Origin of the sequence: Vibrio inusitatus (genome assembly GCA_024346935.1) — a bacterium.
Classification (GTDB): Bacteria; Pseudomonadota; Gammaproteobacteria; order Enterobacterales; family Vibrionaceae; genus Vibrio; species Vibrio inusitatus.
Genome location: AP024878.1, coordinates 1,794,950 through 1,808,796, shown reverse-complemented (window position 1 = coordinate 1,808,796; position 13,847 = coordinate 1,794,950). Strand labels below are relative to the sequence as shown.

At 43.0% G+C, this 13,847-nt stretch carries 15 protein-coding genes; 8 read left to right on the top strand and 7 right to left on the bottom strand.

The annotated features are described in order from the left end of the window. Positions 1 to 11: 11 nt before the first annotated feature. Positions 12 to 587 carry a PepSY domain-containing protein gene (locus OCU48_RS08330; RefSeq protein WP_141344139.1) on the bottom strand — a complete coding sequence of 192 codons (576 nt, stop codon included), beginning with the start codon at positions 585 to 587 and terminating at the stop codon, positions 12 to 14. A gap of 229 nt (positions 588 to 816) precedes the next feature. Continuing rightward, positions 817 to 1,719, bottom strand: coding sequence for a 1,4-dihydroxy-2-naphthoyl-CoA synthase (locus tag OCU48_RS08325; protein WP_141344138.1), 903 nt, complete (start codon positions 1,717 to 1,719; stop codon positions 817 to 819). Between the two features lie 221 nt (positions 1,720 to 1,940). Between OCU48_RS08325 and OCU48_RS08320 the strand changes: the two genes are divergently transcribed. Further along, entirely contained in the window at positions 1,941 to 3,377 is a 1,437-nt protein-coding gene (locus tag OCU48_RS08320; RefSeq protein WP_244312226.1) for a M48 family metalloprotease, read from the top strand. A gap of 62 nt (positions 3,378 to 3,439) precedes the next feature. Here OCU48_RS08320 and OCU48_RS08315 read toward each other — a convergent pair whose 3' ends face one another. The 4 genes from OCU48_RS08315 to OCU48_RS08300 all read right to left on the bottom strand — a co-directional run bounded on the left by OCU48_RS08315 (position 3,440) and on the right by OCU48_RS08300 (position 7,270). After that, positions 3,440 to 4,492, bottom strand: a complete 1,053-nt coding sequence (locus OCU48_RS08315) for a DUF2955 domain-containing protein (protein ID WP_141344136.1) — start codon at positions 4,490 to 4,492, stop codon at positions 3,440 to 3,442. After that, on the bottom strand, positions 4,482 to 5,669 hold the full coding sequence (locus tag OCU48_RS08310) for an HlyD family secretion protein (RefSeq protein ID WP_141344135.1): 1,188 nt from the start codon (positions 5,667 to 5,669) through the stop codon (positions 4,482 to 4,484). Before OCU48_RS08310 ends, OCU48_RS08315 begins: the two co-directional genes overlap by 11 nt. Before the next feature lie 97 nt (positions 5,670 to 5,766). After that, the gene (locus tag OCU48_RS08305) at positions 5,767 to 6,903 is read right to left on the bottom strand and encodes a DUF481 domain-containing protein (RefSeq protein WP_141344134.1); all 1,137 of its coding nucleotides are present in this window, start codon (positions 6,901 to 6,903) and stop codon (positions 5,767 to 5,769) included. Positions 6,904 to 7,000: 97 nt separating this feature from the next. Then, positions 7,001 to 7,270, bottom strand: a complete 270-nt coding sequence (locus OCU48_RS08300; protein WP_141344133.1) for a hypothetical protein — start codon at positions 7,268 to 7,270, stop codon at positions 7,001 to 7,003. Between the two features lie 206 nt (positions 7,271 to 7,476). Here OCU48_RS08300 and OCU48_RS08295 point away from each other — a divergent pair, with 206 nt between their 5' ends. Beyond that, complete coding sequence (locus OCU48_RS08295) at positions 7,477 to 7,893, top strand: CBS domain-containing protein (RefSeq protein ID WP_141344132.1); 417 nt, start codon at positions 7,477 to 7,479, stop codon at positions 7,891 to 7,893. A 218-nt stretch (positions 7,894 to 8,111) separates the two neighbouring features. Next, complete coding sequence (gene udp, locus OCU48_RS08290; RefSeq protein ID WP_141268497.1) at positions 8,112 to 8,882, top strand: uridine phosphorylase; 771 nt, start codon at positions 8,112 to 8,114, stop codon at positions 8,880 to 8,882. 61 nt (positions 8,883 to 8,943) lie between these two features. On the opposite strand, the gene OCU48_RS08285 is transcribed toward udp, so the two are convergent. Next, entirely contained in the window at positions 8,944 to 10,104 is a 1,161-nt protein-coding gene (locus tag OCU48_RS08285) for a Card1-like endonuclease domain-containing protein (protein WP_141344131.1), read from the bottom strand. Between the two features lie 224 nt (positions 10,105 to 10,328). Here OCU48_RS08285 and hinT point away from each other — a divergent pair, with 224 nt between their 5' ends. From hinT to ycfP, 5 genes are all read left to right on the top strand, one after another. Further along, on the top strand, positions 10,329 to 10,679 hold the full coding sequence (hinT, locus tag OCU48_RS08280; RefSeq protein ID WP_141344130.1) for a purine nucleoside phosphoramidase: 351 nt from the start codon (positions 10,329 to 10,331) through the stop codon (positions 10,677 to 10,679). Positions 10,680 to 10,687: 8 nt separating this feature from the next. Next, the gene (locus tag OCU48_RS08275; protein WP_371859069.1) at positions 10,688 to 12,082 is read left to right on the top strand and encodes a COG3014 family protein; all 1,395 of its coding nucleotides are present in this window, start codon (positions 10,688 to 10,690) and stop codon (positions 12,080 to 12,082) included. Further along, positions 12,082 to 12,471 (top strand): YcfL family putative periplasmic lipoprotein, encoded by a 390-nt coding sequence (locus OCU48_RS08270; protein WP_141344128.1) that lies wholly within the window; start codon positions 12,082 to 12,084, stop codon positions 12,469 to 12,471. The genes OCU48_RS08275 and OCU48_RS08270 overlap by 1 nt, the downstream gene beginning before the upstream one ends. A gap of 9 nt (positions 12,472 to 12,480) precedes the next feature. Next, entirely contained in the window at positions 12,481 to 13,071 is a 591-nt protein-coding gene (gene lpoB, locus OCU48_RS08265; RefSeq protein WP_141344127.1) for a penicillin-binding protein activator LpoB, read from the top strand. A 236-nt stretch (positions 13,072 to 13,307) separates the two neighbouring features. Beyond that, positions 13,308 to 13,847: an alpha/beta hydrolase YcfP gene (gene ycfP / locus OCU48_RS08260; protein WP_141344126.1), complete on the top strand. Its 540-nt coding sequence runs from the start codon at positions 13,308 to 13,310 to the stop codon at positions 13,845 to 13,847.

Sequence of the window (13,847 nt, the reverse complement as noted above, 5' to 3'; positions counted from 1 at the left end):
TAGACTCAACCTTATTTATGTTTCTTATTCTTCATCACAGGGATCTCTTCGCCCGTTGCGACATTAATCAACAGCTTTTGCTTGCCTTGTTCGGTGCTGACAAGTTCAACCTCGTAAAAGACGATGCCTTTTTTGCTGTCAAGTTCTACCTCTAGTGCCTTGGCGGAGTATTTGTCTTCAAGTACAGTTAACTTTGCCAAAATATCGAAGTTGGCTTTCTGTACTTGCTCAATAGCATATCGTTCATCGTCGTCTAAATCGCTGAAACCAAAGGTAGTTAAGCTCTCTGATTGGTGTTCTAGTAGCGCACCATCTTGAACAGAGTAGCTCATTTTGTGCTTGTAGCCCTCAGTTAAATCCACCACCTTAAATTCATAAGCAAATAGGGTGTCTTTGTAATCATCAAGCTCAACTTCGGTAATAACACCAGTAGATATACTGCGAATCTCGGGAGCTAAATTAACTAAGCTGGCTGACCCAGAGTTAATCGCCATTAGGCTTAGAGCTGCATCGTGTTGGTCGTCTGCGTGTACAAATGGAACAACAGCAAGCAGGCTGGCAATGAGTCCTGTTTTAAGTAGTTTCATGTTTGTTTCCTCGGCTAAGTCGTGATTGGAAAATAATGAGCAAGAGCATGGGTAATGGAAAATAAAAACGCATAAGCCGTTGCACATACTAATAGTCCGCGCTTGTTCTTGTGTTTCACTTTCTTTTTACTCCCTGTCTCTCGATATGCAGTTACTATAAAGTGCCGAGATAAAGCCAAGATGGAGAGAAGATTAAATTTAATTAATCTTCTCTAAAGATTAACCGGCTCTAGTAGTGCCAAGGGAACTTGGTGAAATCTTTGGCGCGTTTCTCTAAGAACGCATCGCGACCTTCTTGCGCTTCGTCTGTGCCGTAGGCTAAGCGAGTGGCTTCACCAGCAAATAGCTGTTGCCCAACCAAGCCATCATCAGGCAGGTTGAAACCGTATTTAAGCATACGCATAGCGGTTGGCGACTTACTGTTGATTTCGCTAGCCCAGCGCAATGCTTCAGTTTCAAGATCAATATGATCGACAACCTTGTTTACCATGCCCATGTCATAGGCTTCTTTAGCCGTGTAATCAAAGCCACAGAAGAAGATCTCTCGAGCGCGCTTTTGCCCAATCATTTTAGCGAGATAAGCTGAGCCATAACCAGAGTCAAAGGAAGCAACATCTGGGTCAGTTTGCTTAAAGACGGCGTGTTCTTTTGAGGCAAGTGTAAGGTCACAAACCACATGCAGACTATGCCCTCCACCCACGGCCCATCCTGGAACGACTGCAATCACTACTTTGGGCATAAAGCGTATTAAGCGCTGAACCTCTAGGATATGCAGGCGACCCATGCGAGCAACGTCCGCTACATTCTCGCCATCCCCCTCATATTTATAGCCATCTTTGCCACGAATACGTTGATCACCGCCCGATGAGAACGACCATTGTCCTTTTTTAGAAGGACCGTTACCGGTCAATAAAACACAGCCTATATCTGACCACTGTCTTGCGTGATCAAGAGCTGTATACAGTTCGTCTACCGTTCTTGGGCGAAAAGCATTCAGGCAATCGGGGCGGTCAAAGGCAATGCGGACTGTGCCTTGGCCCTTACTTCTGTGATAGGTAATATCTTCAAAGTCAAAACCGGGTACTGTTTCCCAAAGCTCGGGATTAAAAATAGGTGAATTGATGTCAGTCATGATAATTCTCACTGGATGTTTCTATTAGGCTAGGAATTTGCTCGGTGTCAGTCAACATGAGTCTATGATTTGTTTGAATTTTTTCGTTACCTGCGTGGTTAATTTCAGCAATATCATGATATTTCGGCCATGGATTTAGAAATAGTGTATTGAACCGCTATCTTGATGATGAAGTTTTGTTATTATCAAGAGATATGAAACAAAATGTAAGCAAGGAAGATATGAATATTTTTGTAGAGAAGAATGTAGCCAGAACATTCATAGTTTCAGCTGTCGCTCTTGGTTTAGCTGCATGCAGTGTCAGCACTGATTATGACAAGCAGGTTGGCGCACAAAATGCTGTTGCAGTAGAAATGCAGATGGGCGTTTATGATAAAAACCAGATGGAAGCTTATGTTCAACAAGTCGGTGCTCGTCTTGTTAGCCACATTGAAAACCCTGAGTTTGAATTCCAGTTTAAAATTGTTGATGATGCCATTCCCAATGCGTTTGCGCTTCCTGGGGGATACATCTTTGTCTCACGTGGCTTGCTTAGCCTAGTGAACAACGAAGATGAGCTAGCCTGTGTCATGGCTCACGAAATTATTCACGTTACTGAGCGTCACTCGGTGCAGCAGATGCAATCGAGTGTGTTGCCTGGCTTAGTGGAGTTGCCGGGCAATATCGTTGGAGGAGTGATCAACGAAGATCTGGGTAATCTCATTAATGCGCCAATTTCTACCGGTAACAGCCTACTTATGGCGGGCTACAGTCGCGGGCATGAGAGTGAGGCAGACAAGCTTGGCATTCAACTTGCCGCTAAGGCGGGTTATGACCCTCTTGCAATGAACAGCATCTTGAGTCGCTTGAATAGGTCGGTGGAGATTAAAACCAAGCAAGAATCAGAAAGAAGCTATTTTGATTCTCATCCATACACACCTGATCGGGTTTCGGATGTGACAGAAGAAGCTAAGAACCTGAATGTGGCAGTGCTCGCACCCATTCATAAAGATTTTATTGCTCAAATAGATGGACTTTTGGTGGGACAAAATCCTGGCAAGGGATTATTTAGAGAGCAAACATTCCTGCAACCTGATATGAAGTTTGTGATCGACTTTCCAGAAGAGTGGCAAACCGTTAATCAACCCACTGCAGTTGCAGCGATAGATAAAGAACAAGATGCTGCTGTCGTATTAAGCATTGCGTCAAATGAGTTCAGTGCAAAAGAGCACGCACTTCGTTTCCAGAACGAATTGAAACGTCGCTATGGTATGGAGCTAGACGTTGATGAGAAGAAGCTCAATTGGGATAGTTCTTTGTACAGTATTACGCTGTCAAACAAGGACAAAAAAGGCACCAGTTACATGACCCGAGGGTGGGTGAATATGGGCATCGATACCTATCAGATTGTGACTATTTCTACTGAGAATAAGCAAAAGACAGCGAATGATAGCGCGGCTACTTTCCGCCCGATGACGGATAAGGAACTGGCATCTATTACTCAATTAGAGCTCAAGGTTATTGAAGCTAACCAAGGTGAGACCATCGATTTGATATCTAAAGAAACGCACAGTAAGGGTTCAGCTGAGTTCTTGGCGGTAATGAATGCAGTCGATGAAACCGAGGCGCTTAAAGCGGGTGAAAAAGTGAAAGTGATTGTCGAAGCACCATATAAGTAATGGGCACTCTATAATCAAACGAAGGGAGGCGAAATGCTTCCCTTTTTTAGTTTGGCTCTAGTTTATAGTGGTTTGTTTTTGTTAAATACAAAGGCATCGAGTACTCGAAGTGCCACAACAATGTAAAGAATTGCCAATGAAATAAAGAAAATCCGAGAAATTAAAGCACTGACAAAGTCCGAGTCAGCCCCCATATTACCGTTAATTAACACTATGATGCAGGTCATTGCTGAGCCGTAGTACTTGGCGTTTGGGTTACTGGAGTAGATATTCACTCCCACATACAGAGCAATACCAAACATCAATATAATAAAGAACGAGAACAGCGGAATAGCTACCAGCGCCCAATAAAAAACAAAGGCAATTAGTCCACCTAGCACGGTAGAGATAAGGGAATTTCTTCCCGCTTCCTTGCCTGCACTTAGTTCAGGTTTAAGTGTAAACATAGCGGCAAAAATCATGGTCAGCAGCAAATCAACTCGCGCAAAGGTTATGCAATAAGCCACGATAGGAAAGGCAACGAGAGTACTTTTAAGAGCAAGTTGCGCGGCAACTGGAGAATAGACATTTTTAAACGGCGGTGGTGACGGTAGTGTGATCTTTTCGGTATCAGGCAGTATGAAGTAAATGAGATAGACGAATATCATTGCTGCCCACGCCGACGCTACAAACCCCAATGAGAAACCAATAGCCAGTCCATCTGACATATAGGAAAGCATTGGCAGTATCAAAGTGGAAAGCATGGTCATTAATGTCAACCAAAATGATCCGCCTCGATTTAAGTAATAGTAAATATTAAACAGTGCAACAAACATCAAGATCAAAAAGATCGGTGGGAACTTTAATAAGGCTAATGAAAAAATTAACCCAAAACAGAACCCCTTTACAGTGTTTAGTAACCCTCTTGCCAATTGTTTTGGCGTCATTTGAGGCACTGGCATCGACAGAAGCAAGGTGGTAAAAATAGGGAATAAAAATGATAGTGACCAATTGAAGATATAAGCGATGGCCGCTGATATAGCGACCCCAACGCCAAATCTGAGCTGTCTTACCATCATGGCATCTTGCAGTGCAGATTTTATGTAAAGTGTGTAGGTGCGTCTGTTAGTAGACATAGGAGATCCAACTCAACAGACGAATATAAGCCTTAGCAATGCCATTAAGAATAAAGTTGTCACTGGTATAGAACTGCACGTCTGCTTGCCCACCAACGCGACGAAGTCCTGGAGCAATAGGCTCATCAAATGAGATGATAACAGGGAATCTTTGAGGCTCTCGTAACCAACCAGTACTGGATTTAACCGTCACTAAACCACCTACGGCATCATTTGAACCACTTGCTACAGCAAAGCCTATGCTGCGTACGCTCCCTTTATAAATCTTTCCTGGAGTAATATCGAGTGAGATATCAACGGGGTCGCCAACCTTTAGGTTTGCAAGGTTGTTTTCTTTTAGGTTAGCCTCAATCCAGACATCATCGGCATCAACAAATGTCATCACAGGTGCCCCAAGGTTTGCATAGTAGCCTACGTCAACTTGCAAGTTTGTTATCCCGCCTGACGTTGGCGCTACAACGGTAGTACGACTGAGGTCTAGCTGAGCTTGTTTTAGCTTTGCCATTGCTGTTCTTATTCGCGGATTCGATTCTCCTTGAGGCCCTAAAGATTGCTTAGCTTTATCGAGGTTCGCTTCAGCGCTGCGAACCTGAGCTTTAGCTTGCTTTATGGCAGCGCGAGCTTTGTCACCATCAGATTTGGAGTAGAGTTTTCTTTGTTCTAATTCGAATACTCGCGCACTTTGCACATTGACATGCTCAAGGTTGGTTTGTGCTTCAACGAGACCGGCTTGTGCCGTCACCACACTCGCCATACCCGCGCCAATCTCTTGCCCTGCAATTTCGAGCTCGGACTCTGCGAGTTCAATATTCAACTCATAGTCAGCAGGATCAATTTGAAACAATTCGTCGCCGCGCTCAATTGCACCATCTTGAACTACGTTGACGCTCATTATCTTGCCAGAAACTTGAGGGATAATAGGGATCACATAGGCTTGAACTCGAGCCTCATCGGTCCATGGTGTATGTCTGTCAGCGACCAAATACCAAACAAATATGAGAGCAACGACAATGAATACGTTACGGGTGATTTTTTTTACGGGATCAGGCTGAGATTGAGAATCTTGACTGTTAGCGTTTTCAGCCGCAGTGTCCTTTTCTGCTTCTATTTGCTGTGCAGGTTGTGAGTCATTTTCAGAGGCTTCTGTTTTAGGTGTATTTTCTTTGTTATCGCTCATGTGTTACCTCAGACATCCATTTTTGGGTAATTATTATGTTGCTAGTCAGTAAATATCTTTACATTTTATATACTTATGACCTGAGTGTATAGCTAGATCAAAATTCATATTCGATACCCACCGTAAATACAATATCGGTGGACTCAGGTTGAACACCATCTTCATCAGCAATGGGATTAACAGTATTATCAATTACCGTAATAAGCTCTAAGTCAAAATCATCAATTAATTCGATATCAAAACCGGTTTCAATGCGTTGAATAAACTGTCCAGATTCCTCGTTTACAATCTTGGCATCGTAGATTAAGAAGTACTCAATGTCCGAGGTGATGTCGTATTCAAAATCAAGACCAAATGCCAGTGCAGGGGAGAGAACCTTGTTCTCTTCACCAGGCTCTACGTTAACAAACTCTGTGTGCTGAGCACTTGGGCCAGCATACACTTCAAGGTCCATGCCTTTTATGTCGATAACCTCATAACCTACGGCAACACCCAATGAGGTTTGATGTTGAATGTTTCGAAACTTATCAATAATTAAGTCGTAGCTTGGCAGAGTGAAATACAACTTGTGTGAATAAAAGTAGTCGTATTTGGCGGTGAATCTGTGATTGTCCTCGGTGGTGACAGTGCTACCCGTCGCGGTTTCTCGGACTTCTTCATAAACACCTCGATAGCTAACCGTAAAGCGCCCCGTAGTAATGAGATAGCGAAGATCCAAATTGGCGTAATAATCAAAACTCTCCGTGTTACCGGATTTAAAATTCAATCCAGCACTTATTTCACCGATCCAAAGGCTTTCGCCACTTTTTTCAGAAGGCGTAATAGACAGAATGTTTTCTCTAGGGTAAGTCACTGAAGGGAGCTCCATCAGGTAAACACTGTCTTCATCAATGACAATGTGTCCCTCAATAATAGAGCCATCAAGAAAGCGCAACTGCATAATGTCTTTGGTACGCAGCTCTTTGATATCTTTCATTTTAACTTTATGAACGCCCACTTCATCACTATCAAATTCAACACGTTCATCGTACATTGCAATGATATCACCGCCGAGTAACTCGCCTTTATTCACTAGCAACCAGTCAAATTTGCTTGGTACGGACGGTATTTCAACAAACCATGCGGGGGCGGTGAGTTCGGGACTTTCTGTACCTGACTCAGCATCGCAGGTAAAAGAGATAGCAATGGCGCAGAAAGCGACGCAAATTTCCTGTTTTTTAGACGTCATTGTCATAATGAAACCAAATCCTTGTGTTCCATTAAAATTAGACTATTTCTCGTTAAAAAACAGTGAGTTTGTTAAATAGATTAAAGCAATTGTGTGAGGGTGGTTATTTTACTCTCATTAGTTGATGCTCAGCATGTGAGAGCTTAAAAACGCGAACTTGTGAGGGCTTCATTTTATCAACAGATTCAAGCATCTCTGTTGTGTACTCTCTGCGCTTCATCCATTCGAGGTCTTGGGTAAAGTTATCCTCGTTTATGACAAAAGACTCGTCCTTAAAACGGCTTTCCTTCACGTGAACAACCCAAACTCTCGATTGAAATTCGCTGAGTTCTGAAAACCATTGCTTAACGGAAGAAAAGAGGTGATTCAACATGATATAAAACCTAAGGAAATAGACTAGCACAATAACAGATTGCGCCTGTGTGAACACTGAGATCTGTGAAACCTTATACGCTAAGTGATTGTCGTATTTCCTGAAAGGTATGAGTTATTACTGAAATAGGTAAAAACAATTTAGTAAATTCTCAAATTTGGTCGACACTTAACAGGTAGCGTGACGTTGTGTGGAAGGAGTCCAGAATGCAGTCATTAAAAGTTAAAGATTATATGAGCCATCAAGCAGTTACATTTACCCCAGGTATGTCATTGTCTGCAGCACTGGAAAAAGTTTTGCGCTCCGAGCATGTCGGGGGCCCTGTGATTAATGAACAGGAAGAAGTCGTGGGATTCTTGTCGGAGCAAGATTTGCTCGATAAGTTGATAAAGGTGAGTTACCACTGCCAAGACACGCATATTGTTAGTGATTGTATGTACAAAGAAGTCCTATCAGTGACCCCTGAAACCTCAATCATCGATTTAGCGTCAATGATGCAAGTAGGCAAACCGAAAGTGTATCCAGTGATTGATAGTGGAAAATTGGTCGGTATTATTTCACGTAGCGATGTTCTTAAAGCCGTAGGGGCATCTATTGATTTGTGCTTTAAAAATCCGATTTAGCTTTTGACGTTATTAGTGGAAATCAGATAAGCCTCGATTGTTCGAGGCTTTTTGAGTTTTAGGATATTGTTTTTCGTAATCTAGAATGTGATAGCAACCGTTTAACCTTGAAACCACTCCAATAAGGTAATTAATAATCGTGACCATAGTCACAATCGGTCGTGATTATATTGTCTAGAGTGGTCGCTAAATAATGACCACATTAGAAGGGTATTGTGATGACTACTGAACAAAACGTGTTTCACTTGGGTGTAAATAAGAATGATCTGCAGGGCGCAACATTAGCTATTATTCCGGGTGATCCGGATCGTGTTAAGCGTATTGCTGAATGTATGGACAATCCAGTGTTTCTTGCCAGTCATCGAGAATACACCGTTTATCTAGCGGACCTTGCAGGTAAAAAAGTGGTTGTGTGCTCTACGGGTATTGGCGGGCCATCAACCTCTATTGCGGTAGAAGAGTTGGCTCAACTTGGCGTAGATACGTTTTTGCGAGTAGGAACAACGGGTGCAATTCAACCCCATGTCAATGTGGGTGATATGATTGTGACCACCGGGTCTGTGCGTTTAGATGGTGCTAGTTTGCATTTCGCCCCAATGGAGTTTCCTGCAGTAGCCGATTTCAATATTGCTCTAGCGATGAAGGAAGCTGCACTTAGCGAGAAAGCGACTGTGCATACCGGCGTAACTGCATCGAGTGATACATTTTATCCAGGCCAGGAACGCTATGATACTTTTAGTGGCCGCGTTGTTAAGCGATTCCAAGGTTCAATGCAGGAATGGCAGGATATGGGGGTTCTAAACTTTGAGATGGAATCTGCAACTTTACTTACTATGTGTGCAAGTTCGGGGCTACGAGCAGGCTGTGTTGCTGGGGTTATTATCAATCGAACGCAACAAGAGATCCCTGATCAATCGAAGATGAAAGAGATTGAAGGCTTATCAATTCGTACCGTAGTCGAAGCTGCTCGGCGTGTATTAGAGTCTTAGTTCTGAGATTTGACTGATAAAAAAGGCCTGATTTAATCAGGCCTTTTACTTTTAAGGAAGATTAGATCAGGTCTGTTCCACCTGCTTTGATTAACCATTCTCGCAAATGGGTTCTCAAATCTTTTAGTTCTTCAGGGCCAATCAAACCCAGTCCAAGATCCATCGCACGGGTAATGTCGTTGTAGCGTAGCGGCCTGAAACTGACTAGCATCGCTCGAGCTTGCAGTCCGCCAAGTAGGTCACGTAAGGATTCGAGCTTATAGAGTGTATCGTCACCATCATCACGCATACCTTTGGTTTTACACTCAATGATATGCAGTTTGTTATTCACAACAGTTGCGACGTCCAGTTCATTGCGAACTTCTTTTTCGCCAATCTTGCGCGTGACTTGAACATTCAAAGAACAGTCTTGAATGGTTGTCAATTCTTGTTGTACAGACTTTACCTGCCTATGAACATATGACTCCAACCACTCACCATTTGAGAAACGCCTTGCCTGCTCTGAACGGAAGGTCAATACACCGTTGCTGTATGCTGCCAATTCTGAGTCAACCAAATCTTGAAGCAGGATATTGAGCTCTCGGTAACCTTGCTGCTTCTCTGACAATGACACATCGAGCTTTTGCTCCTTGCGGCAGGTGGTAGCCAAGAAATTGAGAGTGGCAAGGCCAGGGCCAAGTTCCAGAGCGTTACTTGCCCACTTTTCACAAATTTTAAGCAGCGTATCGTCAATTTGAATAGCGTCATTGGGATCGGGGAAGTCCGCATGAGCACCAAAAATCGTCAGATAATCGGCAATCGTAATATGGTCTTGCACTTGTGCGTCTTGAAGGTCGTCAGGGTATAACCAACTAAGACTATCAGTATTAGGCTCAACGACGAAAATAGGCCATTTATAACTACGCACAACTTCATAGACTGAGAGTAAACGGTGGCGAAGTCCGCAGCTTGCATTAAGTTTGATTTCTTCACCGGTGAGCTTGAGACGCTCAGCTAACTGGATGATTTCTTTTTTTATGATGGCAGTGTTGGAGACGTTGGGGATTTCAAAAAACTCACTCTTAATGCCGCGCATACCAAGTACAACGCTCAGTTTATCGAACATAGGTTTTTGAGTTGAATCGCCTATAAAGATCGTGTGACGACTTGAGGCTCTATCATCGAGTAAAGGGGTGACCAGTCTGATCGGGTCTTTATCGATAATACCAATTTGAATTGGCATAAGGGGTCCTTCTTTTAATTGTTATAAGATTCGTCGGAACGAATGCAACCGACATCTTATCTCTATAGATAGCGAGGATGTCTAAAAATTACAATTGCTTACAATAATATTAGTTTCCAAATTTGAAAAGACACGCCTTTATTATTTTACGCTTAAGGAAGTTTGCATTTAGCTAGGTAATGATACAATCTTGATATAACTACGGAACAGGCTAGAGACATACCATGGCTGAAGAAACTATTTTTAGTAAAATCATACGTCAAGAGATACAAACCGACCTCATTTATCAAGATGAGTTGGTTAGCGCTTTCCGCGATATTAACCCGCGTGCTCCTTCGCACATTTTGATTGTTCCAAATCATGTTATCCCAACCGTAAACGATGCTACAGAAGAAGACGAACGCGCGTTAGGTCGACTGTTCACCGTTGCTGCAAAGATCGCTAAAGAAGAAGGCATAGCAAAAGATGGTTATCGCCTCATTGTTAACTGTAATTCGTTCGGCGGCCAAGAGGTTTATCATATCCATATGCACCTTGTAGGTGGCAAGCCACTAGGTCCTATGTTGGTTGGTTAATGTTGGCGTTGAATAAATCAATTCGTTTTTGTTTGATTATGATGAGCAGCGCAGTGATCACTGCCTGTTCTTCGTTTTCTGCAGGCAACTTGTTCAGTCATTATACCGCTCAAAACAAATCCGTTTATCAAGCGATTCAGTCCGGTGATTATGTAACAGCGCAGGAAAAACTGCCTGACTATCGAGCGGGCGACATCTTAGATAATATGGAAAAAGGTCGCGTAAATTTCTTGGCCTCCACGTACCCTGCAAGTAAAGCTTCTTTTGAATTGAGCGATAGAGCTGTTCGTGAATGGCAAGACCAGGCGGTAATTTCTATCGGTGACACTGCAACCAGTGTTGGGGCTTTGGCTGTCAATGACAACATCACCAATTATGAACCTGCGGACTACGAACTGGGCTTTTTGCATTTGTATCTGGGGTTAAATTACATCCAGATTAATAGCCTTGAAGGGGCATTGGTTGAAATGCGCCGTGCCAACCAAGTGCAAGAACGGGCAAAACGACAAAGAGAATCCGATCTTAAGTCAGCGGAAGCGGACATGAAGAAAAACGGCTTGAGTCCGAACTTAGGAAGTGTTTTGTCACGCTACCCTGATGCAGGGGACAAATTAAAAGCGGTCCAAAATGGCTATTTGCTGTATTTGTCAGCATTGTTATATGAAACGCAAGGTGATCCTAACAGTGCTTATGTTGATTACCGTCGTGCTCTGGCAGTGGCGCCGGATAATAGACAAGTGATTGACGGAGCGTTAAGAGTTGCGACCTTGTTGGGGATGCGACAAGATTTAGAACTGCTAACCAAACAATATGGCCCGTATCAGCCCCTACCTAAGGGGGAAGGGCGCGTGATCATTCTCGATGAGCGAGGGGTGGTCAAAGCCATGGATGACTGGCGAATCACCATTCCTGTTAAAGACAGTCGTGGTGATGTTGGCTTCTACTCGGTAGCACTGCCGTATTACAATAATAACTCGAGTCAAAGATTTGGCACATTACAACTAGATGGTAAAGGGCTTGATGGTGATGAATTGGTCGATGTGAATCTCATGGCCAGCAATCAACTGACGGAGCAAATGCCTAAGATACTGTTGCGTCAGGTTTTACGCACAGTAACAAAAGATAGGTTGCGTAAAGAAGCGGCAAACGGTGATGATGTAACCAATGTTTTGTTTAACGTTTTTAATACCCTAACGGAGCAGCCGGACACTCGCAGTTGGCAGTCGTTACCAGCAAAGGTGTATAGTTCAGGTGCTACACTAGAAGTAGGTTTTCACCAGTTAACAGTGGCAGGGACGAGTCACGAGTTTTCTGTACGAGAAGGAGAGACTACCTTAGTATGGCTATCAAGACAGGGTAGTAACGTGACAATATGGCACAAACAATTGGGAGCGATACAATAATGAAAAAACTGGCGCTACTATTCGTAGCTCTTGTAGCACTAGCGGGCTGTTCTCAAAACACGGCAGGCTTAAGAGTGGATGGAAAGAGTCAAAAGGTGCTCTTCGGCGATAACGTATTGGGCAGTCGACTTATCGTTGATGATATTGCGACGGTAGAGAAAGAAGGCCGCACTAGAGGCATAGTGACGGTAAGCAGTGCTTATAAGGCTGATTTGCGTATCCAGTATCGCTTTTATTGGTACGACGACAATGGGCTAGAAGTAAATACCAAGCCTTCGGCTTGGAGACAAGATGTAGTGAGAGGTTTTGAAACACGAACTTTCTCTGAGATTTCAATCCATCCGGAAGGGACTCAGTTTAGAGTACAAATCCGCGAGTCGGACAACTAAGGAAATAAGATGAAAAAAAGTGTAGTTGTATTATTAGGCCTAGCTGTCATTCTTGGTGGCTGTTCAAACAAGGTAAACTATGGTGACGCGCAAGCTGTTGAAACAACCACGGTTGATTTTGGGTCTACTGATTTGCAAAAAATTGCCGCTGAAATGGTAGATAGCATGCTTAACTCAGGTTCAGTAGCGGCGATTACTAAAGACCAACGCCCAATTGTGTTTGTAGAGCGTATTAAAAACAAAACCAGCGAGCATATTGACACAGAATCTATCACCGATTCAGTGAGCACTAAAATGTTGAATTCTGGTAAGTTCCGCTTTGTGGACATGGATCGTGTTGAATCTGTACGCAAGCAGCTTAACTTCCAAAACAATGATGAGCTTGTTGATCAAAGTAGTGCGATTCAATTTGGTAAAATGGTGGGCGCACAGTACATGCTTTATGGCAACCTATCGAGTATCGTAAAAGATGCGGGTAGCGACAAAGATGTCTACTACAAAATGACGATGCGTTTGATGGATCTTGAAACGGGCTTGATTGAATGGGCTGACGAAACTGAGATTCGTAAACAGCAATCTAAGAGCTTGTTCGGACTGTAATTTAAGTTCAAGTGTTAGAGGCCAGCAATTTGCTGGCCTTTTTTATTTTTCTCAGCTTGGTTTGTTGTTATCAATAATTTCTTCAATACTTGATGTGGCTCAAGAAATGACAGCAACAATTTCTATTCGATAACTTCTTATTGTCTGAATACGTGTTAGATTTAAATGAGTAGTGACTATTTTCGGCAGCTAATATTTCTCAACCAGTGGCTGTCAGCATTTACAAGGAAGGCTCCATGATTATCTATCTTCACGGCTTTGATTCAACTAGCCCGGGTAACCACGAGAAGGTACTGCAACTTCAGTTTATCGATGAAGACGTACGCTTTATAAACTACAGTACGTTGCATCCTAAGCATGATATGGCTCACCTTCTAAAAGAGGTGCACAAAGCCATTGAATCATCGGATGATAAGAACCCTATTATCTGTGGTGTTGGTCTAGGTGGATTTTGGTCTGAACGCATTGGCTTCTTATGTGGCATTAAACAAGTGATATTTAATCCTAATTTGCATCCAGAGCGTACGATGCAAGGTCGAATTGACCGACCAGAAGAATATGATGATATTGCGACTAAATGTGTAGAGCAGTATCGAATCAAAAATAAAGATCGCTGTATGGTAATTCTGTCGAAACATGATGAAATTCATGACAACTCAGTGACCGCTGATGCGCTGGAAGATTACTACCAAATTGTTTGGGATGAGCATCAGACGCATAAATTCCAAAAGATCTCTCAGCACCTACAAACGATTAAAGCGTTTAAAAATGTTTAG

What these genes read in the sequence shown, in the direction of transcription:
- ycfP (WP_141344126.1), top strand. Translation starts at nt 13,308, where the DNA reads ATGATTATCTATCTTCACGGCTTTGATTCAACTAGCCCGGGTAACCAC.
- udp (WP_141268497.1), top strand. Translation starts at nt 8,112, where the DNA reads ATGACTACTGAACAAAACGTGTTTCACTTGGGTGTAAATAAGAATGAT.
- OCU48_RS08305 (WP_141344134.1), bottom strand. Translation starts at nt 6,903, where the DNA reads ATGACAATGACGTCTAAAAAACAGGAAATTTGCGTCGCTTTCTGCGCC.
- OCU48_RS08285 (WP_141344131.1), bottom strand. Translation starts at nt 10,104, where the DNA reads ATGCCAATTCAAATTGGTATTATCGATAAAGACCCGATCAGACTGGTC.
- OCU48_RS08320 (WP_244312226.1), top strand. Translation starts at nt 1,941, where the DNA reads ATGAATATTTTTGTAGAGAAGAATGTAGCCAGAACATTCATAGTTTCA.
- OCU48_RS08315 (WP_141344136.1), bottom strand. Translation starts at nt 4,492, where the DNA reads ATGTCTACTAACAGACGCACCTACACACTTTACATAAAATCTGCACTG.
- OCU48_RS08270 (WP_141344128.1), top strand. Translation starts at nt 12,082, where the DNA reads ATGAAAAAACTGGCGCTACTATTCGTAGCTCTTGTAGCACTAGCGGGC.
- OCU48_RS08295 (WP_141344132.1), top strand. Translation starts at nt 7,477, where the DNA reads ATGCAGTCATTAAAAGTTAAAGATTATATGAGCCATCAAGCAGTTACA.
- OCU48_RS08310 (WP_141344135.1), bottom strand. Translation starts at nt 5,669, where the DNA reads ATGAGCGATAACAAAGAAAATACACCTAAAACAGAAGCCTCTGAAAAT.
- OCU48_RS08325 (WP_141344138.1), bottom strand. Translation starts at nt 1,719, where the DNA reads ATGACTGACATCAATTCACCTATTTTTAATCCCGAGCTTTGGGAAACA.
- OCU48_RS08300 (WP_141344133.1), bottom strand. Translation starts at nt 7,270, where the DNA reads ATGTTGAATCACCTCTTTTCTTCCGTTAAGCAATGGTTTTCAGAACTC.
- hinT (WP_141344130.1), top strand. Translation starts at nt 10,329, where the DNA reads ATGGCTGAAGAAACTATTTTTAGTAAAATCATACGTCAAGAGATACAA.
- OCU48_RS08330 (WP_141344139.1), bottom strand. Translation starts at nt 587, where the DNA reads ATGAAACTACTTAAAACAGGACTCATTGCCAGCCTGCTTGCTGTTGTT.
- lpoB (WP_141344127.1), top strand. Translation starts at nt 12,481, where the DNA reads ATGAAAAAAAGTGTAGTTGTATTATTAGGCCTAGCTGTCATTCTTGGT.